Raw genomic sequence first — 22,408 nt, 5'->3', positions numbered from 1 at the left:
TAGCTCTTCTGAAACACAGTATTAATACGATCTTAACTTTTGGTGTAGTAGACGAATACGAATTAAGCTTCTGTTAAGGTAAGTGCGATTGATAGCGTCAAGAATCATGCTATGATGATAAAAACAAGGGCTATTTGGAAAGGGAATTTCACAATGAATGAAGCATCGATTTTACTTGTAGATGATGAACAATCGCTTTTGGAGATTATGGAGACTGTATTACGCAAAGAGGGTTATTTAAATATTGATACTGCGGTGACGGGTGAAGAAGCGATAAGCGCCTGCGAAGCCAAAAAATATGATTTGATTGTATTGGATGTGATGTTGCCAGGGCGCAGTGGAATTGAAATCTGTCCTTTTATCCGGCAGACGACGGACGCACCTATCCTGTTTCTTACGGCTCGAACCTCTGATTTTGATAAGCTGACCGGATTTGCTATAGGTGGAGATGATTATATCACTAAACCCTTTAATCCACTTGAAGTTGTCGCTCGAATAAGAGCGCAGTTGCGGCGGTACTTAAGTTCACCTGCTCCATCAGATACTGATAAGATCACAGCGACAGTTCACAGCAAATCTGCGAACGTTTACGATTACGGGAGATTTAAACTGGATGAGACGGCAGGGGAGCTGCTGGTTGAGGGTGAGTCGGTCTCTTGTCCGGCACTTGTATTCCAATTGCTGCTGTTCTTATGTAAACATCCCAATCAAATATTCAGCAAAAGTGAATTATATGAAAAGGTTTGGGGTGAAGAAGCCTTAAGTGATGATAATACGGTCATGGTGCATATTCACCGTATAAGAGAGCGTATAGAAGCAGACCCATCCGATCCGAAGTTTATTGTTAATGTTAGAGGTCTTGGGTACAAACTGGTTAAAGTAGAACGTCAAGAGTTGTCTGCGCCATGAATATTAAGCGCCGGTTAACGTTAAAGTTTGTTCTTCAGCTCGCAATTACGGGCATGGTAGTACTCGCTATTTCTGCCATAACATTTACTTGGATTTTGCTGCGGTTTCTTGATATTAGTCTCTCGCGTGATTTTGCCAATGTGGGTCTTGAACAATTGGTAGAATCTTCTAAGATTGATGAGGATGGCATACATTTTTCTCCGAGTTTACTGGAGCAAGTGAAGAAAAATAAAGGCTGGCTACAAAGTCTAAATGAAGATGGGCAAGTTGAGAGTGCCTATAATACACCTAAAGATGTACCCATTCAATATGGCCCTGGCGAAGTAGTTGCTTATTGGACGGGCACTCAGCCGTTTCCTTATAATCTGGCACTATGGATTCAAGAAAAGGATGGTAAACAGCTCGCACTGGTGTATGGTGCGCCTAATGTATTAGGTCCACTATTAAAGAAAGTGAGTGAGGGGACATTCGCTGCTGCGAAAGGGGACCCAGTACTTCCTGATGAACTTGAAAAAGAAATTAAATCGGCCCAAGCTTTTGTTCAACTTATAGATTCATCAGGCAATGAAGTGGTTTCTTATAATAGACCTAATATGATACCCACTCAGTACTCCGTTCAAGAGCTTGCACTTCGCACCCTGTACAGTGAACGATATGGGTACCATGTTCTTTCTTCTTTTGATAAGGACTCAGGTCGTACTTGGATCGTGGGAGAACCCAATATCAAAGGGACAGATCCAAGTAAAAAAGTGTGGATACCAGAGGAAGTAAAGGTCGTGATCATCGGTTCATTTGCCATGCTTATCGCTTTATTGATCGCGTTTGTGTTGCTCTCTTTATGGCAAGCTCATCGTTTCGGTGCACCTATGCTGCATATGCTCGTGTGGCTCGATTCCATCGGAAATGCCATCTATACAGAGCCAACGGATCGTAAAGGACTTCGTCGCAGTCGAACAGCCGTGGGTAAATGGAGGAGAAGATACCGTGTTTTTGCTGATGTGATGGTTTCAATTGAGAAATTATCGGCAACCTTGAAGAGTGATCAAGTACTGCGGGAAGAGACGGAGAGCTTACGCGAGGAATGGATCGCCGGTGTTACTCATGATTTGAAAACCCCATTATCCTCAATCACAGGATATGCTCATTTACTGGCCGAACCAAAATACGATTGGTCGAAAGAGGAAGTTCGTAAGTTTACAACGACTATGCTAGATAAATCGGCCCATATGGACATGCTGATCAGTGATCTTGCAATGACCTATCGTCTAAAGTCAGGAATTAAACCACCTGAGACGATGGAAGTTGAATTGAACGCTTGGCTGCAACAAGCTCTCGAACAAGCTGCTGCCAATCCTGCCTACGGGAAGCAGCGAATAGTATTTCTGCCTGCACAAACCGAAGTAAGAGCTCAATTGTATACGCCATGGCTAGAAAGGGTTGTCAACAATTTAACTGCGAATGCGCTGCTCCACAACCCACCGGATACGAAGTTGACCGTTTCGCTTATTCATAAAGATAGGGACACCGGATTTATCATTCAATTTGCTGATGACGGCGATGGAATGGATGAAGAAACAATGATCCGGCTATTTGAACGATATTATCGAGGAACGGATACAGCGTCTACCTCCAACGGTTCTGGGCTCGGCATGGCGATTTCTAAAGGACTGATCGAATGTATGGGGGGCCGGATTACTGTCGAGAGTCACGTAGGTAAAGGAACGGTTATTAAGTTAATATGGAGCTGATATCTTCATTCAAGCCCTCGCTGTATTCCAACCGGATACCGCGAGGGTTGTTTGTATTTATTAGGATGAGTCAAGGCTATAAAAATAAAGGAGTTGACATCTTTTTTGAATGTAACTACAATAGTTACAGGTGAGCGATTATTAAGAGGATGAAATTCATCCTAATTTGAGGAGGATTTTAAAATGAAAATAGCTATAACAGGAGCAACAGGTCAATTCGGATCATTGGTGATAGAGTCTCTACTTAAAACTGTACCCGCAGGGGACCTTGTAGTAAGTGTCCGGAATCCAGATAAAGCAAGTGATCTTAAAGCGCGTGGTGTGGAAGTCCGTCATGGTGACTTTGATAAGCCGGAAACATTGGATGTAGCGTTTGCCGGTGTGGATCGACTGCTAATTGTATCTTCAGATGGAGATAACGAGACTCGGATTCGCCAACATAAGGCAGCTATTGATTCAGCCGCTAAAGCTGGTGTTGGATTCATTGCCTATACAAGCGTAGGACATGCTGAGAAGAGTGAGCTGTTCCTTGCTGAAGTACACCGTGTAACCGAAGAAGCCATTCGAGCTACCGGAATTCCTTACAGTTTCCTTCGCAACAACTGGTACATGGAGAACGAGGTTGGATCTATCCAAGGCGCCGTAGCAGGTGCCCCATGGGTAACTTCTGCTGGTAGTGGTAAAGTTGGCTGGGCAGCACGAGGAGATTATGCAGAAGCTGCTGCTAATGTTCTAGCTGGGGAAGGACATGAGAATTCTGTCTATGAATTGTCTGGCAAGCCTTTAACACAAGAAGAATTGACTGGAATTATAAGTGGCGTAATAGGTAAAGAAATTAAAGTGCTGCAAGTTGACGACGAAGCTTATGCGAAAATCATGGCTGAGGTTGGTGTACCAGAAGCTGCTCTGCCATTCGTTGTTGCGATTCAACGTGGTATTCGCGAAGGATGGCTGGATATTGAAAGTGACGATCTAGAGAAAGTACTGAATCGTCCAGTCACTCCGTTAGCGGATGTTATCAGTGATCTTGTAAATAGTCTGCAAGCTTAAATAATATAGCAAGATTCAAGGCTTCTTCTCGGTGAATAACCAGAAGGGGCCTTTTTTTATGCATCTTTAACATCATTGATAAAGGTTTCGTGAAGTAATAATAATGATATAATAGGAAACATATGTGAACTATTGGTGTAATGAAAATGATTGAATCGAAGAGAAGGGGATGAATATCAATGAGGACAAAAATTTGGATGGCTTCTGGTGCAGTAGTTGTTGTTGCTTTAGGGGCAGTTTTATTTGTGGGGGGAAATGATAAAAAATCACCCGCAGCAACCGATACATCTAACGTTAAACAATTAGTACAGGAATATAGTTCAAGCAGCATGAAAGACCTCTCTGCTTCCATCACTTCAGAGCAGCTTATTGTGACCGACAGCAACAATCAATCAACCAAATATGACTTACCCAAAGATGAGTTTTTTGTTTCCATCGCACCATATGTTAAGAATACACACCCGTGTGCAACACATAGCTTGACTGGATGCCAAGGGGAATTAACAGAACAAACGTTTGATGTATATGTCGAGGACACTGCGGGCAATGTGATTGTGGATCAAACTATGAAGTCCCAATCTAACGGATTCATTGATCTTTGGTTACCTCGTGATAAGAAATATAATGTAACGATTGAACAGGATGGTGTAAAAGCGAAAGCCGCACTTTCCACTTTTAAGAGTGATAATACATGTGTAACGACCATGCAATTAGTAGAGAGTATCTAAACACCAGAGACAGCGAAGTCACTACTTCCTCTGAAAATTCCATATCGGACCTGCCATTTAATTTATGGGAGGTTTTTTATGTATCTGTAAGAATAAGAAGGTTCTAAGGTAAAGTTTAATTATAGTTATTTTCCACCTCCTGGAAATGATATAATCTGATGGATATCAAGTGTCGACCTTTTATAGGGAGTGTTCTTTGAAGAAGGGTATCGTCGAAAAACTCAAGGGTGATTCTCTATGATAAACTTTAGTTGGTACTTCATTTTTGAGAGGAGATAGAGGGATGGATAAAGATCTGATCATCGGGGATGTTTTGCAGGAGTTAGCTGGTACGCGTCGTATGCTGGAGAAGCTGACGCAGGAGCATATGACATGGAAACCACACGAAAAGTCAATGAGTCTCGGTGGGCTATCCACACATCTCGTCAATCTGCTAAACTGGCAATCAGCCATTCTTCTTCACTCGGAGTTTGATTTGGCATCTGTGCCATATCGTCGAGAAGCGCTGGAGAGCCCCGCCGCGGTTCTGCAAGAGTTCGATATGAGCGCTCGCAAGATTGAAGAATTAATTTCTGAAAGCAATGTGGAGACGCTTGGTGCGGAGTGGACACTGCGTAATGGCACAGCGGTTATCCGCCGTCAGACACGGGCAGTCGCGCTTCGTACCATCGGCTTGAATCACATGATCCACCACCGGGCACAGCTTGGGGTATATTTCCGACTTCTAAATATACCAGTGCCGGGCCTTTACGGCCCCTCGGCAGATGAATTAGCGAATGCCTAATAAATGAATTTCTTAATGAGTTAAGGATTGGAAAGTTGAAAAAAACAAATCGGCATGATAACATGGATACAAATTAATGATCGGAGTTGAAAAGTATAGTGTAGTAATTATTCTTGCGACACATGATGAATAAAACAACAAAAACGGTTTATTTCGTTTGTTTTATTTTTTGTATGCAAGAAAGTTACTACTTCTTTTCACTCGAACAATATATCCTTATCTAACTCCATTTGGGGCTAGATTTGCTGTATTTATTTGAGTCACAAGAAAGTAACTTTCTTGTGGCTTTTATTTTTTTCATACAGGAGGATACTTATATGTCATTAATAAATGTTACAAATCTAACCTTTGCCTATGAGGGCAGCTACGATAACATCTTTGAGAATGTAAACTTTCAAATCGATACTGATTGGAAATTAGGATTTACCGGAAGAAACGGTAGAGGAAAGACCACCTTTCTGAGTTTATTGCTTGGAAAATATGAATACAGCGGAAATATTTCTGCCCATGTCACTTTTGAATATTTTCCTTTTCAGGTGGATAACAAGGAGCTTAATACCATTGATGTGATCAGCGAAATTTTTCCGGATTATATTCATTGGAAATTAATGCGTGAACTTTCATTATTAAAGGTTTCTGAAGATGTGTTATATCGGCCCTTTGATTCATTGTCTAACGGAGAGCAGACGAAAGTGCTGTTAGCCACTCTATTCATTAAGGAAAATAGCTTCCTATTGATCGATGAACCTACCAATCATTTAGACATGACGGCAAGAAAGCTGGTCAGTGATTATCTCAATACGAAAAGTGGATATATTCTGGTCTCTCATGACAGATCTTTTCTTGATAATTGTGTAGACCATATTTTGTCTATAAATAAGACGAATATAGAAATTCAAAAAGGCAATTTTTCAAGCTGGTGGGAGAATAAAGTCAGACAAGATAACTTTGAGCTGGCAGAGGACGAGAAACTCAGAAGAGATATTAAACGCTTATCTGCTTCTTCAAAACGGACAGGCAACTGGTCACATGAAGTGGAAAAAACAAAAAACGGAACGAGAAATTCCGGCTCAAAGGTAGATAAAGGCTACATTGGACACAAGGCCGCTAAAATGATGAAACGCTCTAAAGCCATTGAACAAAGACAAAATTCTGCGATCAACGAAAAGTCTAAGCTTCTTAAAAATATCGAAAATTCTGAGAATCTAGAGATTACACAGCTTGACTATCATAAACGTCAACTTGCTGAGCTAGACAATATTTCGATTTTTTACGGTGAAAAAAAGGTATGTTCAGACGTAAGCTTCACTATCGAGCAGGGTGAGCGTATTGCTCTGTCGGGTAAAAACGGCTCAGGTAAATCAAGTGTCATCAAATTGATGTGTGATGAGGATATAGATTTCACAGGCACTCTCACAAAGGATAATCAGCTTATCATTTCCTACGTATCCCAAGACACTTCTAATCTGCAGGGGAATTTAACGGATTATGCCAGAGACAACGGAATCGATGAAAGTCTGTTTAAATCTATTCTACGAAAGCTTGATTTTTCTAGAATCCAATTTGATAAAGACATATCCACTTATAGTGGTGGTCAAAAGAAAAAAGTGCTGATTGCCAAAAGCCTTAGTGAGAAAGCTCATTTGTACATTTGGGATGAACCGCTTAATTTTATTGATGTCATTTCACGTATGCAAATTGAAGAGCTGTTGCTTGAATACACGCCAACTCTTGTTTTTGTGGAGCATGATCGGGAATTTTGCAACAATGTTGCTACGAAAATCGTTGAACTTTAATTAAAATGAAGAAATGGGGGAAGTCGACAGAGTTTATCTGTCGGCTTTTTTGTATTATTTTACAAACGCTGCACATTTAAAAAAGCAATTTAATATCACCCTATAAAAGTTATGGATTACCTCCGTGCAATCCTAACTCGTGTCGAGTACTATGAAACTAAAGACTATAATCTCCAAAAGAAACAGTTGTACATCCAAGTGGATCAGGAGGGAGATCAGATGCTTAGTGTACTTATAGTGGATGATGAATATGAGATTCGTGAAGGATTGCGGAATCGCTTTCATTGGGAGGATTACAATATTACAGAGGTTCTTGTTGCGGATGATGGTGATGTGGCCTTACGTACGGCACTTGAGATCAGGCCCGCTCTGATTATTACAGATATCAAGATGAACCGCATGTCTGGTCTGGAATTCCTTAGCGCCTTATCTGCGGAAGAGGACTATAAGCCTGAGAAGATTATTGTAAGTGGTTATGATGATTTTGAACTGGTCAAGCAGGCCATGAAAATAGGGGTATGCGATTATATTTTGAAACCAATTAATTTGGATGAACTAGGTAAAATGGTGGATAAATCGATAGAGAACATCAATAAAAAGAAGTTGGATCATCGTAACCGGCAGATGCTTAAGAATCAAGCGGTCTTCGCCATCTCCAAAATGCGCGAGGAATTATTAAAGGAAATGATTGAGCAGGTTTATGATCCTAATCTTGAAATGCGTAGATACCACCGTCTTCAAACATTGGAGCTTGAATGGATGCTGAAGGAGCCTACGATGTTGATTGTCGTTGAGGCTGATAATTTAAAAGCGATAGAGAATAAGAATCCGCATGAGAAGGAACTGATTCTATTCGGGATCAGTAATGTGTTACATCAGACGCTTGAAGAGGAATACGCCCACCCTTCTGCTCTCTATAAGGACCGTTATAACCGCTGGATTATCGTGCTGGGAAGTCTTTCGCATGAGCAGACGGATATCGCACAGGGCATGGCACAGCTCTTCATTCAAAGAATCAATGATTTTGTCAAAATCACTGCTAGTGCAGGAATGCTGACTAAACCAGGGAATACAAGTAACTTGCACCATATGTATATTGAGGCTGTGAGTGTAATGGAGCAAAAGGCGGTTTATGGGGGCAACAGATTATTCACTGAGCAAGGACTATTTTACGACGGGGAGAGTGATAACTTGTCACTTCAGAACCCGGAAGAAATGCTTGATTTAGTTCGATATGGTTCGGATGAAGATATAACAAGAGCGATGGATACCTTTATCGAGATGATACAGTCTTGGCAGCTTACACAACTTAGGGATATCCAGCAGAAAATTTTTGAATGGCTGTTCGAAGTGTTCCGGCGAGGAGCGGAGGGAACCGTCCTTAAGCATTGGAAAAATAATCCGATCGCAGTTTGGGAGCTGTTGGAGCAATACGATACCCTGCAGGCGCTTCGTGAACAAACAGAGGTCTTTCTGCATGAGATTGCTGCCGACTTTCGAAAGCTTTCGCATACACCTAGCCAAATTGTTAGCGAAGCTGAGAAGATCTTACACCGTGATTATGCTGAAAGCCTAACGCTGCAAATTGTAGCTTCTGCGGTTCACGTAACTCCGGTTTGGCTTAGTAAGTTATTTAAGAAAGAATTGCATATGACCTTTCTTGAATATTTAACAGATATTCGCATTAAAAAGGCAAAAGAAATGCTATACGATGTGCAGTTTAAAATTTATCAAATCTCCTATCAGGTCGGTTACAAAGACCCGGTGCATTTCTCAAAGCTTTTCAAGAAACAGGTAGGCTGCACCCCTAAGGATTTCAGAAGACAGCTTGGAATTGCTGAAGAATAAAGAATCCAGGTTGCTCAGGTTCGGAAGAACCTGGCACCCTGGATCTTTGCAAGTGTTTATAGTGGCGTGATTCCTATAGTTACAATCCCAGCCTTACATACAGGAATCGGCTGTGTCTGAACCTCGGAGGTCATTTCTTCCATGATATTACTGTGGTATAGCAGGGAGTTTTCTCGGGTATTAATACTCAAATTCGAAGGCGTGTAAGCAAGATTGTACCAGCGTGCCATTAAATCTCCATTATCTTCATTGATTTTTAAACTGGAAAAAGCCATTTCTTTACCATCCCATGCCAGAAAACTGTGCACAGGAGGAAGTGTTCCTTCATGAATACCGGTCTGAGCAGTGGTGACGGGAACAGCATAACGATAGGCTTCACGGTAGGCCGCGAAGCGGTTGTCACCTCCGCCATGAGGGATAAGGCTCCACTCTGCTACATTAACGCCAAGGCACTGAGCATCAGGGGTATGAAAGACGCCCCAGTCGCCAAGTTCTCCTATGGAACGAAGGAGTGTTAGGGCGATTGTACCTTTATCATCCTGCAACACCTCGTACTCATTAAGACCTTTACCGGCTGCGGTCAAGCCGCGATCATCGGCATGTACATCCACGAACGCCTGCATATGCTGACAGTTGCTTGGGTTCTCCCATTCCGGTGCAGGTATGGTTTCGCGCTCTGCGACTTCAAAGACGGAATCTGCGTAATGAAGCGCCGTCTTAATGCCAGTTGGCAGCAGAACACGTAGACGGTGATCCTTGGCGGTGTTGTCGATTCGAGTATGCACTTGCAATGCATGGCTTTCACGCTCCAGACTGATTCGAGTCACAATATTTAGAGGGACAAGCTGCTGTGACCGGACCGACTTCCGCTTACGGAACTCAACCATGGTTTCTACTTCCTGCTGTAACTGTTCATCTGCTGTGGCTGGAACTTCTAAGGTGTGTCTGATTTCAAAAGCAGCTCTGTAAGGGGTATTCTCCGTTAGGCGAATCTCAGCAGGGATGCCGCGTGTAGTTATGGCTACATCACCTTCGGGTTGTTTGAAGATGTATTCATTACCTATGTCGCCGACATCCTCGTATACACCAAGATCGCTGTACAGCTCATCGCTGCCTTTGTCGAACATAGAAAAGCTGCCGTCTTGTGCCACTATGACTCGAATAAATTCATTCTCCATAGTGAAGTCATCGGTAATCAGTGTGTCACTTGAAGATTTCGATATCGCTGTGTCCATTGCGGGAATCCAAGCAAAAGTTGCCAGTCCTAGGGCAGGAAGCGATTTTGCCTCAAAGGTTAGCCGTAATGCATGCGCCATATAAGGCTGTCTAAATCTATCGTTAGGCAGCTCGTAACCGAAGCGTACACCCAGATCTTCAACAGTGCAGTCTAATCGATCACCTTGGGAATTGACCAGGTAGCCCTCGCCATGCGATCTGTCAGAGACTTGCTTGAACACGGCACTTGGGTCTTCACTTTGATTGAAGAAACGATGAGACCACTCAATTTCCAAGGTCACAACGCTGCTGCTAGAATAGCCGCTAGTATTATAAACTACGAACGCAGTGGCGTCTTCTCCAAATGATGCGAAGATAGAGGTATCGACCTTAGCACTAATGAATCTGGCGCTGTCAGTTATGAGGGCTGATCCGACCTCCATGCTTTTTGCAAACCGAGTCTTCATCTCATGGTAGACTTCATCTACACTGCAGCCGCAAATACTGTCATGCGGATGGTTCTGCATAAGCGTCTTCCAGGCATATTGCATTAGACCGTGCGGATAAGCTTTGCCTAATCCATGTGCGATAGCGGCTAGCGGTTCAGCTATTTTTTCTAGAAGAGTCTGGTTCTGTTGATTGAGCTGCTTGATGTATACCCTCGCTGAAGCAGTATTTACTAGTGAGTACCAGCCGTCTGTATGTTGCCCACGCAGCTCCCCTGTAGTAAGGGTTAGGTCATCGGGAAGCTCATTTTTAACGGCTTTTATATAATCATCATAGTTAGAATGAATGAAATCACAGTCTGGATATAATTCACGCGCAACACGTAAAGCTTCTGAAAGATCGGTTTGGATGGGCTGGTGATCACATCCATTCATAAGCAGTAAATGTCGGGTGGAAGCATATTGTCTGGTACGTGCAATGCGATGGTCCCAGTAGCTTTTAGCAGTATCAGGATCAACAGGAATTTCCATGCCATTGTTGTACCAATTCGCAAAGAGAATACCGAGCACTTTGGAGCCGTCAGGAGATTGCCAGATCAGCTCAGAGTAAGGAGATTCCTGATCAGAGGCATCTACCACGCGATTGTTGAACCCAGTAGCTTTCACACCCCTGCCGAAGATGGCTGTATCGATTCCAGCTTGCTGAAGAATCTGTGCAGCTTGGCCCATATTGCCAAAAGAATCCGGGAAATAGCCGATCTTAGAGATGGGACCGAATGTCCTTGCATCACGATGTCCGATTTGCAGATTGCGAACATTAGCTTCACCGCTTGTCAGAAATTCGTCTTGAAGAATATACCACGGCCCAAGAGAGAGCTTGCCAGCATCGCATAATCTCTGGATGATTTCACGCTTTTCAGGATAGACCTGTAAATAATCTTCCACTACTATGGTTTGTCCATCTAGATAAAAGCTCTTAAAATCCGGGTCGGATTCAAACGTCTCGATCAAAGAATTTATAGTTTCGATAAGCTTAACGTGATGGGCTTCATAGGGCATATACCATTCTCTATCCCAGTGTGTATGAGAGATGATATGTACAACGGTTTTGCTAGCTCCAGTCAATACGATTCCTCTTTTCCATAAGATGATGAATGCTACAGCCTAATTATATAAAATGCATTTTTTGCCACAATGAGTGGATCGCAAATTATTGCGGGGATTATTGTCGACATGTAAGGATTGGGGGAATTGTTATGAATCGTTTCACTCTGCGTCTGGGCGCATCGTTAAGGAACCGTATTATATTGGTATTTTTTATGATTATTATTGTGCCTTTTCTCATCTTTGCTTACTTTGCGCATATTAAGTCTATTGAAGGCATCACGAATACGAACACTAAGATCTCACTGAGCTACCTTCAGCAAGCAGCTAAAAATTTTGAGATTTATCTTAATACACTTAATGATCAGGTCAACACTCTTATCGGCAATAAACGTGTACAAGATTTACTGATTGATCCGCCCGCCAATTCTGCTGAAGAAGAGGATTTTACTGTAAATCTACTTACTGTGCTCTATCAGGCCACTCCACAAATCGATGCTTTCCGAGTGCGAGTATATCCAATAAATCCTTCGCTGTATCCTTCTTATATGAATACTTTGGGAGAAGCGGCGAATATAACTTCAGAGGAATGGTTTACGCGGTCACAAGGGACTGTAGGTCCAATGTGGGAGTTATTTATGCCACAGCAAGGAAAATATGGACGCCCTCTGCTAGGATATATTAAGCGTTTTTCAGGACTCTATGACCGTAAGCCCCGAGGTATGGTCGTTACAGAAGTTTCAGAGGATCATTTGAAGCGTTACTTCTCACCCACTGAGCAATTGAAGAATCAGAAGCTGCTACTCATGAATCGTGACGGTACTATTTATTATGACTCATCATCCAATGAATGGGCCGGCACACGATTTCCTTCGAATTCGTTCATTACCCATCTTCAAAAAAATCCGGCAGGCTCACAAACGATCAAGATTGATGGACACAAGTATCTTACTACTTATGTCAGCTTAGACAGTGAGCCTTGGGCGATTGTCAGCCTGACGTTATTGAAGGAACTGACTGGAACAAGTGATGAAATGACACGTCTGCTAATCATCTTTCTGTTTATTTATCTCGTCTGCTGCTTTGCCGTTGTTTTTTACATTACGGTGTATTTCACCCACCCTATCGCACGTCTGGTAAGGCTTATGCGGAGAATGGAAGAGGGCAATTTCCAGACAGAAGCGTTGACTTCGCCAAGAACAGATGAAGTAGGCTGGTTGTATCGAGGCGTCGGAAGTCTTGTCCAGCGGATTGACGTCTTGATCCAGGAAGCGTGGCGTTCCGAGCGAAAGAAGAAGGCTCTGGAGTTTCAGGTGCTCAGCCACCAGATCAACCCACATTTTCTCTATAATACGCTTGAATCTATTCGGTGGAAGGCAGAAAACCATGGCCGCAGCGACATTAGTGAAATGGTATCTGCACTGGGAAATCTACTTCGGCTCAGTCTGAATCAAGGGAAGGAGATCACCACGCTGCGGCGTGAGATTGAGCAAGTTAAAGCTTATGTGCTGATTGAACAGGCCCGAATGGGCAAAACAATCCGGATTTTATATTCCATAGATGAAGATTTGCTGGATTTTCCATTCCTTCGCCTGCTGCTACAACCTCTAGTAGAAAATGCAATCCAACATAGTGTACGGAGTGACTTCGAGAAGGGGAAGATCATTGTGTCTGCGAGACGTGAAAAGGAAGATATGATCATCGAGATTGCAGATAATGGAAAAGGCATTCCACAAAGTATCATTGACGAGCTGGATTATGAAGATCCTGAGGAGGAAATGTATACAACTACTCGGAGAGGTGTGGGCTTGCGCAATGTGAACGACCGTCTGAAGCTGTATTTTGGGTCTGACTATAAGCTACAGATTCAGATCGGAGCACAAGGAGGGACCCGTATTTTATTGCGACACCCTATGAAGGTAGACGAAGAATTGTCCAAAACAGGTGAGGCCCATTAATGGCCTGACTCAATCAAATCGTTAAAAGTCTTATAAAGTAGCGATTCTCGCATCTAAGAGAATCGCTACTTTTATTTTTACACAGGAAATTGGATATCTCGTGATCAGGATAAAAATGAATCAACAAAGTGCAAGATTGACTCATAGTAAGTGCACATCCACTCTTTTACAATTAATTTATCCAAACAGCGAAAGGGAAATCGATATGAAACTAAACGGAGTGTTCAAGGAACTGTACAAAAATCGCACCTTGCTGCTCATGTTCTTACCCGTCGGGGTACTGTTCTTGCTCTTTAACTATCTACCGCTGGCTGGTCTTGTAATCGCCTTCAAGAATTTTGATTTCTCCAAAGGGATTTTTGGAAGTGATTGGATGGACCCGCTGTTCAGCAACTTTGACTATGTATTCTCTTCTCCGGTGGCATTCCGGGCCATCCGCAACACAATCCTATTAAATGCTCTCTTTATAGCAATAGGGCTCGTTTTTGAAGTTGGGTTTGCTCTCCTATTGAATGAAATGCGCAATAAGTATTTCAAACGAATTACGCAATCCTTGACCTTTTTACCGTTCTTTATCTCATGGATTGTTGTAGGTGTATTCGCTTATAATCTGATGAACTATGAGAACGGAGCGATAAATCGCTTCCTGGAGTACCTAAATCTTCAACCGATTGACTTCTATAGTAGGGCCGAGCTGTGGCCGGCAATCTTAACCATTGCTGCCCGCTGGAAAATCACTGGCTATGGCACAATTATCTATTTGGCCGCGTTAACCTCAATTGACAGTTCTTATTATGAAGCTGCTTCCATTGATGGAGCATCTAGATGGCAGCAGATCAGGTACATCAGTATTCCTATGCTGCGGCCAACGATTATCATACTGACGCTACTAGCAGTAGGTAGAATTATGAATGCTGATTTTGGGATGTTCTACGCCATGGTAGGTGACGCTTCTCTACTCTTTCCGACCACAGATGTTATTGACACCTTTGTCTATCGAAGCCTGCGTAAATCTGGTGATATTGGAATGGCTTCCGCTGCGGGCTTTCTACAGTCCTTTGTTGCCTTCTTCTTAGTCCTTGGGAGTAATTATGCGGCACGCAAAATCGACAAAGACTCAGCGATATTCTAAAGCCAAGCTCATCTAACTTTAAGGAGGTCATCCCACACGATGTCAGTAAGAAAATTCTCTTTCAGCCAGTTTCTAATCGCTCTGGTTATCGGCCTATTCAGTCTGGCCTGCCTGTTCCCGTTCCTCATGGTGATCTCAGGCTCGCTTAGTACGGAAAAAGATATTATGCAGTACGGCTATTCTATTTGGCCGAAGACGATAACGTTTGATTCCTATCGTATTTTGCTTCTTGGCTCTAATCGAATCTTTGAAGCGTACGGAGTCAGCACATTCGTCACTGTTGTCGGAACTATTTTGTCGCTCTTCTTAACGAGCATGGGCGCTTATGTAATGGCAAGACGTTCTTTTAAATATAGGAATATTCTTTCTATCTTTGTCATCATCACCATGCTCTTCAGTGGGGGATTGGTTCCCTGGTATATCGTTATCGTTAGATACCTGCATTTGAAAGATACGATATGGGCGCTTATTCTTCCATCGCTGGGGAATGCCTTCAATATGTTTCTTATTCGAAACTTTATGCTCTCTATTCCAGAGGATCTGCATGAATCGGCCAAAATGGACGGTGCAGGTGAATTCAGAATCTATTCTAGGCTGATCATGCCACTGGCTCTACCAGTTCTAGCGACTGTTGGCTTGTTCGTAGCTCTCGGGTATTGGAACGACTGGTTCCTCGGGTTAATGTTCGTCGATAAGCAAGAGCTTCAACCACTGCAACTCCTTCTGCGAACATTGATCTCTAATGTCGATTTCTTGAAGAACTCTGGAAATGCGGCAGCTATGCAGCGGATTTCAGCTCAGATTCCTTCCGAGTCTATCAAAATGGCGCTAACAGTTATAACCATTGGACCTATTATTTTCTTGTATCCATTCCTGCAACGTTATTTCGTTAAAGGTCTTATGGTTGGAGCAGTTAAAGGTTAACTATGTCGACTTAAGTCGTATAGTATAAATTAAAGGTAAAAGGGGAGATTAGGATGCGCAAACGCATGGGTAGATTTCAGATCGTCCTGATAGCAATGCTAATGCTAGGACTGATTATGTCCGCATGTAGCTCGAGTGGCGGAAATACTTCGTCCAATGAAACGAATCAAAACAAGGGCAACACTGGTTCTAGTACAGAGCCTGCGAAAGGTGAAGATGAAGTTACACTCAAATTCTATTTTGGTGGGGACAAAAAGGCGGCCACGGACGAGGTTTGGTCCAAAATTAGTGATTACGTGAAATCCAAAGGCCTAAACGTTAAGTTCTCCGTAAATTTCATACCATTTGGCGACTTCAAGGAAAAAATGCTCGTGATGGCCGCATCCGGGGATAACTGGGATATGAACTTTGATGGAGATTGGCTCTCCTATAAACAAATGGCTGCAAAAGGTTCCTACATGGCCTTAAATGATCTGCTCCCGAAATATGCGCCTAATCTTGAGAAGAAATATGTAGAACAAGGAACGTTAGGAGCTGCAACGGTTAACGGACAAATCGTAGGACTTCCATGGACAATGAAAATGAATGAACGTAAATTTGCAGGATGGCGTTCAGATCTGGCTGAAAAAGCAGGCATTAACATCGCTCCGGATTCTATTCAAACGATTGAAGATGTCGACAATCTGCTTCGTGAGCTGAAAAAAGCTTATCCGAACGAGAAGCTTTCCCGTACTACACCTCTATCTTTGTATTATATCCGCGATGAATGGGTAGATCTCAACTTCCATGGGTTAGGCTTCTATCTGAGTGATCCAAAAATTACTATTCAATCTGTTGAACAACAGCCTTTCTTCCTCGAAGCTTCTCTTTTGGCAAAGAAATGGTATGACGACAAACTGATCAACAGAGATGCCATGATTGATAAAGAAGGAGCAGAAGATCAGTGGAGAAACGGTAAATTGCTCTTTACTGTAACATCACATGAATGGGCTTATGCTGATCCAGGCTTCTCTGATGCTTCCTATAAACAAGGGATGTCGCTCATGTATCCAGACAAAAAGTATGTCAACCGTACAGCACTTGCTAATGTTGTAGCCATCAATGTAAACTCCAAGAATCCAGATCGGGTACTTCGTTTCCTTGATATGGTGGAGACTGACCAAACGCTATATGATTTGTTGCAATACGGTATCGAAGGCAAAACCTATGTCCTGAATGGTGAAGCTGCGGATTATCCGGAAGGCATGCAGTCTTCTACGAGTAATTACATGGAGTGGGGTGGACAATGGGCGTTCTGGAAACCTCAATACATGCGTCCAACAACAACTTATGCTAAAGATTTCTGGGTGAAAGAAGCCGATTTTGCTAATCAGCCGTACAATGTGAATTCTCCGATTGACGGTCTGTTTATTGCTGAAGATGCTATGAAGAATGAACTGGCTAAACGCGATCAAGCCACCGATGAGATCAGCAGACCGATTGAATACGGTATGGTGAAGGATGTTAACAAAGCTGTAGCCGATTATGTGGAGACTCAAAAGAAAAACGGACTTGATAAAATTATTACTGAAACTCAGAAACAAATAGACGCTTATCTTGCTGCCAAAAAATAAGCTACGGAGTTACTACAGGGAAGTGGCACCAATCTGAATTCAGAAGGCATGCTGAAACGTGCGGAGACCACAGACCTACTGTATTCGGATTTATAATTTGAAGTGATTATCATAAGGGTTTTTGATTAATAAAAAGGCGTCCCAAGTTGTCGTTTTACGACAGTCTGGGACGTTTTTTGTTCCATTCTATCCCATCAACAGGAAGAGGATAGAAATGCGGTGGAAAGTTTAATAACGTCCCGTTTGGATGTGTCGATGATTACATTAAAATAAAAGCGACACAAAAGGGGATGGTGAAATCATGGCAAAAATAACAGGAGTAGAATGCATCCGCACCAGACATGATGGAAGCTGGACAATTGTGAAAGTAACGACGGATCAGGATGGATTGTATGGGATTGGTTCCGCATCAGATTTGTATAATCCTGAGGCTGTAGTTCAAGTTGTTGAGCAACTGCTTGCACCACTTCTAAAGGGTCGTGATCCGGCAAATATTGAAGACCTCTGGCATCTTATGCATATGAGTGGTTATTGGAGAAACGGTGCGATTCTTAATACGGCTATCGGTGGTATTGATATGGCCTTGTGGGATATCAAAGGTAAAGAAGCGAACCTGCCAGTCTATCAGCTTCTGGGAGGTGCCTGCCGTTCGGCGATCCCTTGTTATGGCCATGCTGGTGGCAATGATATCACAGAGCTCAAGGAAGATGTCTATAAATTCATTGAGGAAGGTTACACAGTGATTCGTGTCCAGATGGGAGGATACGGCGGCGGTGGGTTTGTCAGCGGGAAGGAAGCGAAGCTTCCTGTCCATCCTTGGAGCAGTGGTCCTGTATTTGACGAGCATGCTTATCTGAATGCCATTCCTGACATGTTCGAGAAGCTTCGTGTGGAATTTGGATTCGGCGTTCAGTTCACTCATGATGTCCATGAGCACCTCTCGCCTATACATGCGATTCAACTCTCAAAACGCTTAGAGCCTTACAGTCTTTTCTACTTAGAGGATGCAATAGCACCAGAGCAGATTGGTTGGTACCGCCAGCTTCGGCAACAGAGCGCAACACCGCAGGCTGTGGGTGAGTTATTTGTGAACCCGCAGGAATGGACAGGGCTTATGCAGGAGAAACTGATTGATTTTATTAGGGTACGAGTTTCTAAGGCAGGGGGCATCAGTGCCTGTCGTAAAATAGCCGCATTGGGTGAAATCTACGGTGTCCGCACGGCTTGGCAAGAAGGAGGAGAAAATGATCCAGTGAACCAGGCAGCTGCAGTTCATCTGGATATGGCACTTTGGAACTTCGGCATCCAGGAAATTAATCATTTCAAGCAGGAAGAATTAGAAGCTTTTCCAGGACATATCGTCAGACAAGGTGGGTACCTGTACCCCTCTGACAAACCGGGATTAGGTATTGATATCGATGAAGTGCAGGCTAAATCTCTTCTCAGAGAACAATGGAGTTCTAGTCAATATCACCGGCCTTATCCTCTGGACCGCAAAGCAGACGGAACATTGGTACGCCCTTAGATTACAGTACTAAAATAACCGCAGATCAAGGAGGTAGATTGAAATGAACACTATTGCCGTTACTGGTGGTGGGGGCAAACTTGGCTCTCAAGTAATCGGGATGCTCCAAGAGCAGAAATATGATGTTGTGTCGTTAGATAATCATCTGTCTGATCGAATTCATTGCAAGCAGATTAAAGTCGATCTGAATGATTTCGGGCAAGTGGTGGGATCGCTTGAAGGCGTAGATGCTATCATACATTTAGCTGCAATACCTGCTCCGATTCATTATCCATATTCTTATATTTATGCGAACAATACAGTGGCTGGTTATCATGTACTGGAAGCAGCTTCTCTCTTGGGTATTCGTAAAGTGATAATGGGCTCAAGTGAGTCATCCTACGGATTTGCTTGGGCTCCACAACCCTTTTCACCGCATTATTTTCCGGTAGACGAAGACCATCCACAGCTACCGCAAGAATGTTATGGACTCTCCAAAGTCGTCAATGAGCTGACTGCTGAAATGTTTCACCGGAGAAACGGTATGCAGGTGACATCCCTACGTTTCTCTATGATTACTGGTCCTGGAGATTATCGACATCTAGCGATAGCAAAACCGGAGACGTTCAAACCTATTTTGTGGAGTTATATTGATATTCAAGATGCAGTGACGGCTTGTATTGCCGCTCTTCATGCTGAACTTAATGGAGCCATCCACCTGAACATCACTGGAGATGATACATTAAGTGACCGAACAACAGAAGAACTGCTGAAGAGCTTTTACTCTGAAGTAGGAGACTTGCGTAAGACATTCCAAGATAGAGAGGCTATTGTCAGTAATGCTTTGGCGAAAAAGCTCCTGTCTTGGCAACCTAAATACTCATGGTCAAAACAGAAGTAGAATAGCAACCTATCAAAAAAGCATACTTCAGGAGGTCTTATCATGTCTAACAACAATCAAGATATAATTGTCGAATCAAAAAAGAGAACATCTTTGAATCCTGTAATTACATCCATCTATACGGCTGACCCATCAGCTCATGTCTGGAGTGATGGTAAGATTTATATTTACGCTTCCCATGATATGGATCCAGCCAGAGGCTGTGATCTTATGGACAGATACCACGTATTTTCCTCTCAAGATATGGTGAATTGGGTGGATGAAGGTGAAATTCTTAGTTCGGACGATGTCGCTTGGGGCAGACCTGAAGGCGGTTTCATGTGGGCTCCAGACTGTGCGTACAAGAATGGAACCTACTATTTCTATTATCCTCATCCGAGTGACTCGAATTGGAATGATTCGTGGAAAATTGGGGTTGCGACAAGCAAGAAGCCAGCAAGTGATTTTACCGATCAGGGATATATTCCAGGGCTTGGTGGGTTCGCTTTGATCGATCCATGTGTGTTAGTGGACGAAGATGATCGCGCTTATATGTATTACGGCGGAGGGAGTACATGTCTTGGCGGGGAACTGAATGAAGATATGTTGTCTCTGAAGAACGGGATGACTGAAATGGAGGGACTAGAAGATTTTCATGAAGCAGCCTGGGTATTCAAAAGAAACGGTCTTTACTACCTTACCTATGCGGATAACTTAGAAGACAATAATCGAATGAGATACGCCACCAGTGAGAATCCGCTTGGTCCGTGGATGTACAGAGGGATCTTTCTAGAGCCGACAGGCTGTTCAACAACTCATGGTTCCGTGGTGGAGTTCAAAGACCAATGGTATTTGTTCTATCATAATCAGTCCATTTCTGGAGAAGGCAATCTGCGTAGCGTGTGTATCGATTACCTAGAGTTCAACGAAGACGGTACGATCAAGCCGGTTATTCAGACAAAAGAGGGCGTCTCATCGATTGGAACTACACCGGAAGTCAATCCTTATCTTAAGACATATCCGGCTGCGGATTGTATGGTTTTTGGAGGAGCAGAAATACAGACGCTAGAATCAGGTCAACAGGTGGTGAGCCACTTACAAACAGAGGGTTCCTACGTTCTTTTCAATAATATAGAGGGAGGAGAGGGCGGGAGAGCTTCCATTGAACTTCATTATGCTACGAGTGAACGTCTGGCAAAAGTGAATTTATACGTCAATGATAAGGATTACTCGCTCCTTAATGCCCTCTCCACTGGTGGAGCTCAACAATTTAGTGGCCGTACGAATATTACCGTCAATGTATTGCCGGGTGCTATTAATACGCTGAGAATCACGGGCGGTCATGGTGAAATTAGTATTATACAAATGACGATTAGCCCACTTGTGGATTGAAATGTACGCTATTTTTTAAAATAAATTACTATTAAAAGTCATAGGTTGATCTCATATCTTTCTTGAGGTCAACCTTTGTTATTGTTATTCAAATTTCGAGACGAAAGAACGACTGGAATAAGCAATAATGCAACGAAGCCTCCACCAAGTGATAAAATGGCGTAACTGGAATTTGCTAAAATCATACCAGATAAAGCTCCACCAGATGCTCCTGCCAACGCGATCAAGACATCTACTGATTACTGTGGCTCCAATAATAACGCCCTTTTTGTTGAAAGAAGCTGTATTTCCTGTTGAATGATCAGGATGACTTGGAGTGGAGCTTAGTGCCTCTGCAAGAGCTTTTGCAACAACGAGCGGATCTGGTCTAAGTAAAGCTAGAAGGATTAAACCAGCGACAATGTATGCTGCAGCAGCTAGAATGAACGGTCCGGCAAGAGCCGGGACACCAATAGATTCAGCGAACTTCCCCATTACATTAACTAAGTTTGGCCCAGCAACAGCACCAAATGTAGTTGAAACCATCGCGATGCTAATCGCTGTTGCTCGTTGAGTGGGGGCCGCCAGATCTGTACCCGCATAACGTGTCTGCAAATTAGTTGCTGTGCCTGCTCCATAGATAAGCAATGAGAACATTAAAAGTAGAATATTATTAGTTAAAGCAGAAATTACGACTCCGATTGCTCCTAATCCGCCTATTAAGAAGCCAGTAGCAAGACCAGAACGCCTTCCGAATCTTTGCGATAGATGTCCTACAAATAATGCTGCCCCAGCAGATCCTAGTGTAAATAGTGCAGCAGGAACGCCCGAGAAGCTATCGGTTCCTAACATGTTTTGAGCTAGGAGGGCGCCTACAGTGATTCCAGCAGCAAGACCTGCTCCTCCAAAAATTTGCGAAATGATGACAATAAATAGTGTTTTCCGATATAATTGGTGTTGCTTTTCTGGAGAAACGAGGTAACTTTGTAACCATTCAGGGTGATTGCTAATACTTGTAGAATCACTAACTTTCGTCGACATTAGATTTTCCGCCTTTCTAGCAACACTTCTTAATCTTCTTGCTTTTGTTTTTAATAATTCGACTGCCTCCACGGACATTAAACAGTAAGGTCCTCTACAATAAGCGACTACATCACAATTTGAGGGTAAGTAAGCAAGCTTCTCTTCTAATTCTTCAATAGGAATAGATATAGCCCCTGGAATATGTGCCATATCATATTCTTCCTTCGGTCTTACATCCAACAGCAAAATTACTCGTTATTAAATTAGTGAAGGGTCCAAACTAAAATTATTATATTAATAAAGTTAATTATTATATATATTCCAGTTTTCCAATGTACTATAATGATATAGATGCATTGTTAGCATGTTGTTAAA

15 protein-coding genes and 2 pseudogenes are annotated in these 22,408 nt (G+C 42.8%); 14 read left to right on the top strand and 3 right to left on the bottom strand.

Annotation, left to right across the window (positions count from 1 at the left end; translation table 11 throughout):
• The first annotated feature begins 153 nt into the window (after nt 1–153).
• From MKX35_RS19975 to MKX35_RS19945, 7 genes are all read left to right on the top strand, one after another.
• Nucleotides 154–909: a response regulator transcription factor gene (locus MKX35_RS19975; protein WP_042188104.1), complete on the top strand. Its 756-nt coding sequence runs from the start codon at nt 154–156 to the stop codon at nt 907–909.
• The gene (locus MKX35_RS19970) at nt 906–2,657 is read left to right on the top strand and encodes a sensor histidine kinase (protein ID WP_076299026.1); all 1,752 of its coding nucleotides are present in this window, start codon (nt 906–908) and stop codon (nt 2,655–2,657) included. The genes MKX35_RS19975 and MKX35_RS19970 overlap by 4 nt, the downstream gene beginning before the upstream one ends.
• A gap of 183 nt (nt 2,658–2,840) precedes the next feature.
• Nucleotides 2,841–3,707 carry an SDR family oxidoreductase gene (locus MKX35_RS19965; RefSeq protein ID WP_076299027.1) on the top strand — a complete coding sequence of 289 codons (867 nt, stop codon included), beginning with the start codon at nt 2,841–2,843 and terminating at the stop codon, nt 3,705–3,707.
• Nucleotides 3,708–3,886: 179 nt separating this feature from the next.
• The gene (locus MKX35_RS19960) at nt 3,887–4,435 is read left to right on the top strand and encodes a CueP family metal-binding protein (RefSeq protein WP_076285749.1); all 549 of its coding nucleotides are present in this window, start codon (nt 3,887–3,889) and stop codon (nt 4,433–4,435) included.
• Nucleotides 4,436–4,718: 283 nt separating this feature from the next.
• Nucleotides 4,719–5,219: a DinB family protein gene (locus tag MKX35_RS19955; RefSeq protein WP_076285748.1), complete on the top strand. Its 501-nt coding sequence runs from the start codon at nt 4,719–4,721 to the stop codon at nt 5,217–5,219.
• 317 nt (nt 5,220–5,536) lie between these two features.
• The gene (locus MKX35_RS19950) at nt 5,537–7,015 is read left to right on the top strand and encodes an Lsa family ABC-F type ribosomal protection protein (protein WP_076299028.1); all 1,479 of its coding nucleotides are present in this window, start codon (nt 5,537–5,539) and stop codon (nt 7,013–7,015) included.
• A 111-nt stretch (nt 7,016–7,126) separates the two neighbouring features.
• The gene (locus MKX35_RS19945; RefSeq protein WP_341044408.1) at nt 7,127–8,863 is read left to right on the top strand and encodes a response regulator transcription factor; all 1,737 of its coding nucleotides are present in this window, start codon (nt 7,127–7,129) and stop codon (nt 8,861–8,863) included.
• A gap of 56 nt (nt 8,864–8,919) precedes the next feature.
• On the opposite strand, the gene MKX35_RS19940 is transcribed toward MKX35_RS19945, so the two are convergent.
• Entirely contained in the window at nt 8,920–11,649 is a 2,730-nt protein-coding gene (locus MKX35_RS19940) for an alpha-mannosidase (protein WP_076299030.1), read from the bottom strand.
• A 131-nt stretch (nt 11,650–11,780) separates the two neighbouring features.
• Between MKX35_RS19940 and MKX35_RS19935 the strand changes: the two genes are divergently transcribed.
• From MKX35_RS19935 to MKX35_RS19905, 7 genes are all read left to right on the top strand, one after another.
• On the top strand, nt 11,781–13,586 hold the full coding sequence (locus tag MKX35_RS19935; RefSeq protein WP_076299031.1) for a cache domain-containing sensor histidine kinase: 1,806 nt from the start codon (nt 11,781–11,783) through the stop codon (nt 13,584–13,586).
• A gap of 205 nt (nt 13,587–13,791) precedes the next feature.
• The gene (locus tag MKX35_RS19930; RefSeq protein ID WP_042188121.1) at nt 13,792–14,718 is read left to right on the top strand and encodes an ABC transporter permease; all 927 of its coding nucleotides are present in this window, start codon (nt 13,792–13,794) and stop codon (nt 14,716–14,718) included.
• Nucleotides 14,719–14,757: 39 nt separating this feature from the next.
• Entirely contained in the window at nt 14,758–15,642 is an 885-nt protein-coding gene (locus MKX35_RS19925; protein WP_076299032.1) for a carbohydrate ABC transporter permease, read from the top strand.
• A gap of 53 nt (nt 15,643–15,695) precedes the next feature.
• A complete protein-coding gene (locus tag MKX35_RS19920; protein ID WP_076299033.1) occupies nt 15,696–17,255 on the top strand; it encodes an extracellular solute-binding protein in 1,560 nt (519 codons plus the stop codon).
• A 301-nt stretch (nt 17,256–17,556) separates the two neighbouring features.
• On the top strand, nt 17,557–18,780 hold the full coding sequence (locus tag MKX35_RS19915) for an enolase C-terminal domain-like protein (protein WP_076299034.1): 1,224 nt from the start codon (nt 17,557–17,559) through the stop codon (nt 18,778–18,780).
• A 43-nt stretch (nt 18,781–18,823) separates the two neighbouring features.
• Complete coding sequence (locus MKX35_RS19910; RefSeq protein ID WP_076299035.1) at nt 18,824–19,660, top strand: NAD-dependent epimerase/dehydratase family protein; 837 nt, start codon at nt 18,824–18,826, stop codon at nt 19,658–19,660.
• Nucleotides 19,661–19,702: 42 nt separating this feature from the next.
• Nucleotides 19,703–21,031, top strand: a complete 1,329-nt coding sequence (locus MKX35_RS19905; protein ID WP_076299036.1) for a family 43 glycosylhydrolase — start codon at nt 19,703–19,705, stop codon at nt 21,029–21,031.
• Nucleotides 21,032–21,099: 68 nt separating this feature from the next.
• Here the strand turns inward: MKX35_RS19905 and MKX35_RS19900 are convergent.
• Both MKX35_RS19900 and MKX35_RS19895 read right to left on the bottom strand, forming a co-directional pair.
• Nucleotides 21,100–22,051 (bottom strand): annotated as a pseudogene (locus tag MKX35_RS19900) (MFS transporter).
• Between the two features lie 81 nt (nt 22,052–22,132).
• A pseudogene (locus MKX35_RS19895) lies at nt 22,133–22,273 on the bottom strand (rhodanese-like domain-containing protein); the annotation flags it as partial.
• Between the last annotated feature and the right edge of the window lie 135 nt (nt 22,274–22,408).

Origin of the sequence: Paenibacillus sp. FSL R5-0923, from assembly GCF_038009145.1 — a bacterium.
Lineage (GTDB): Bacteria > Bacillota > Bacilli > Paenibacillales > Paenibacillaceae > Paenibacillus_AQ.
Note: the sequence above shows the minus strand (reverse complement) of the source record. Positions and strands in the feature narration are given on the sequence as shown.

Coding starts and splice junctions, on each gene's coding strand:
- MKX35_RS19910 (WP_076299035.1), top strand. CDS start 18,824: ATGAACACTATTGCCGTTACTGGTGGTGGGGGCAAACTTGGCTCTCAA.
- MKX35_RS19955 (WP_076285748.1), top strand. CDS start 4,719: ATGGATAAAGATCTGATCATCGGGGATGTTTTGCAGGAGTTAGCTGGT.
- MKX35_RS19960 (WP_076285749.1), top strand. CDS start 3,887: ATGAGGACAAAAATTTGGATGGCTTCTGGTGCAGTAGTTGTTGTTGCT.
- MKX35_RS19915 (WP_076299034.1), top strand. CDS start 17,557: ATGGCAAAAATAACAGGAGTAGAATGCATCCGCACCAGACATGATGGA.
- MKX35_RS19970 (WP_076299026.1), top strand. CDS start 906: ATGAATATTAAGCGCCGGTTAACGTTAAAGTTTGTTCTTCAGCTCGCA.
- MKX35_RS19925 (WP_076299032.1), top strand. CDS start 14,758: ATGTCAGTAAGAAAATTCTCTTTCAGCCAGTTTCTAATCGCTCTGGTT.
- MKX35_RS19935 (WP_076299031.1), top strand. CDS start 11,781: ATGAATCGTTTCACTCTGCGTCTGGGCGCATCGTTAAGGAACCGTATT.
- MKX35_RS19920 (WP_076299033.1), top strand. CDS start 15,696: ATGCGCAAACGCATGGGTAGATTTCAGATCGTCCTGATAGCAATGCTA.
- MKX35_RS19975 (WP_042188104.1), top strand. CDS start 154: ATGAATGAAGCATCGATTTTACTTGTAGATGATGAACAATCGCTTTTG.
- MKX35_RS19930 (WP_042188121.1), top strand. CDS start 13,792: ATGAAACTAAACGGAGTGTTCAAGGAACTGTACAAAAATCGCACCTTG.
- MKX35_RS19945 (WP_341044408.1), top strand. CDS start 7,127: ATGGATTACCTCCGTGCAATCCTAACTCGTGTCGAGTACTATGAAACT.
- MKX35_RS19905 (WP_076299036.1), top strand. CDS start 19,703: ATGTCTAACAACAATCAAGATATAATTGTCGAATCAAAAAAGAGAACA.
- MKX35_RS19950 (WP_076299028.1), top strand. CDS start 5,537: ATGTCATTAATAAATGTTACAAATCTAACCTTTGCCTATGAGGGCAGC.
- MKX35_RS19965 (WP_076299027.1), top strand. CDS start 2,841: ATGAAAATAGCTATAACAGGAGCAACAGGTCAATTCGGATCATTGGTG.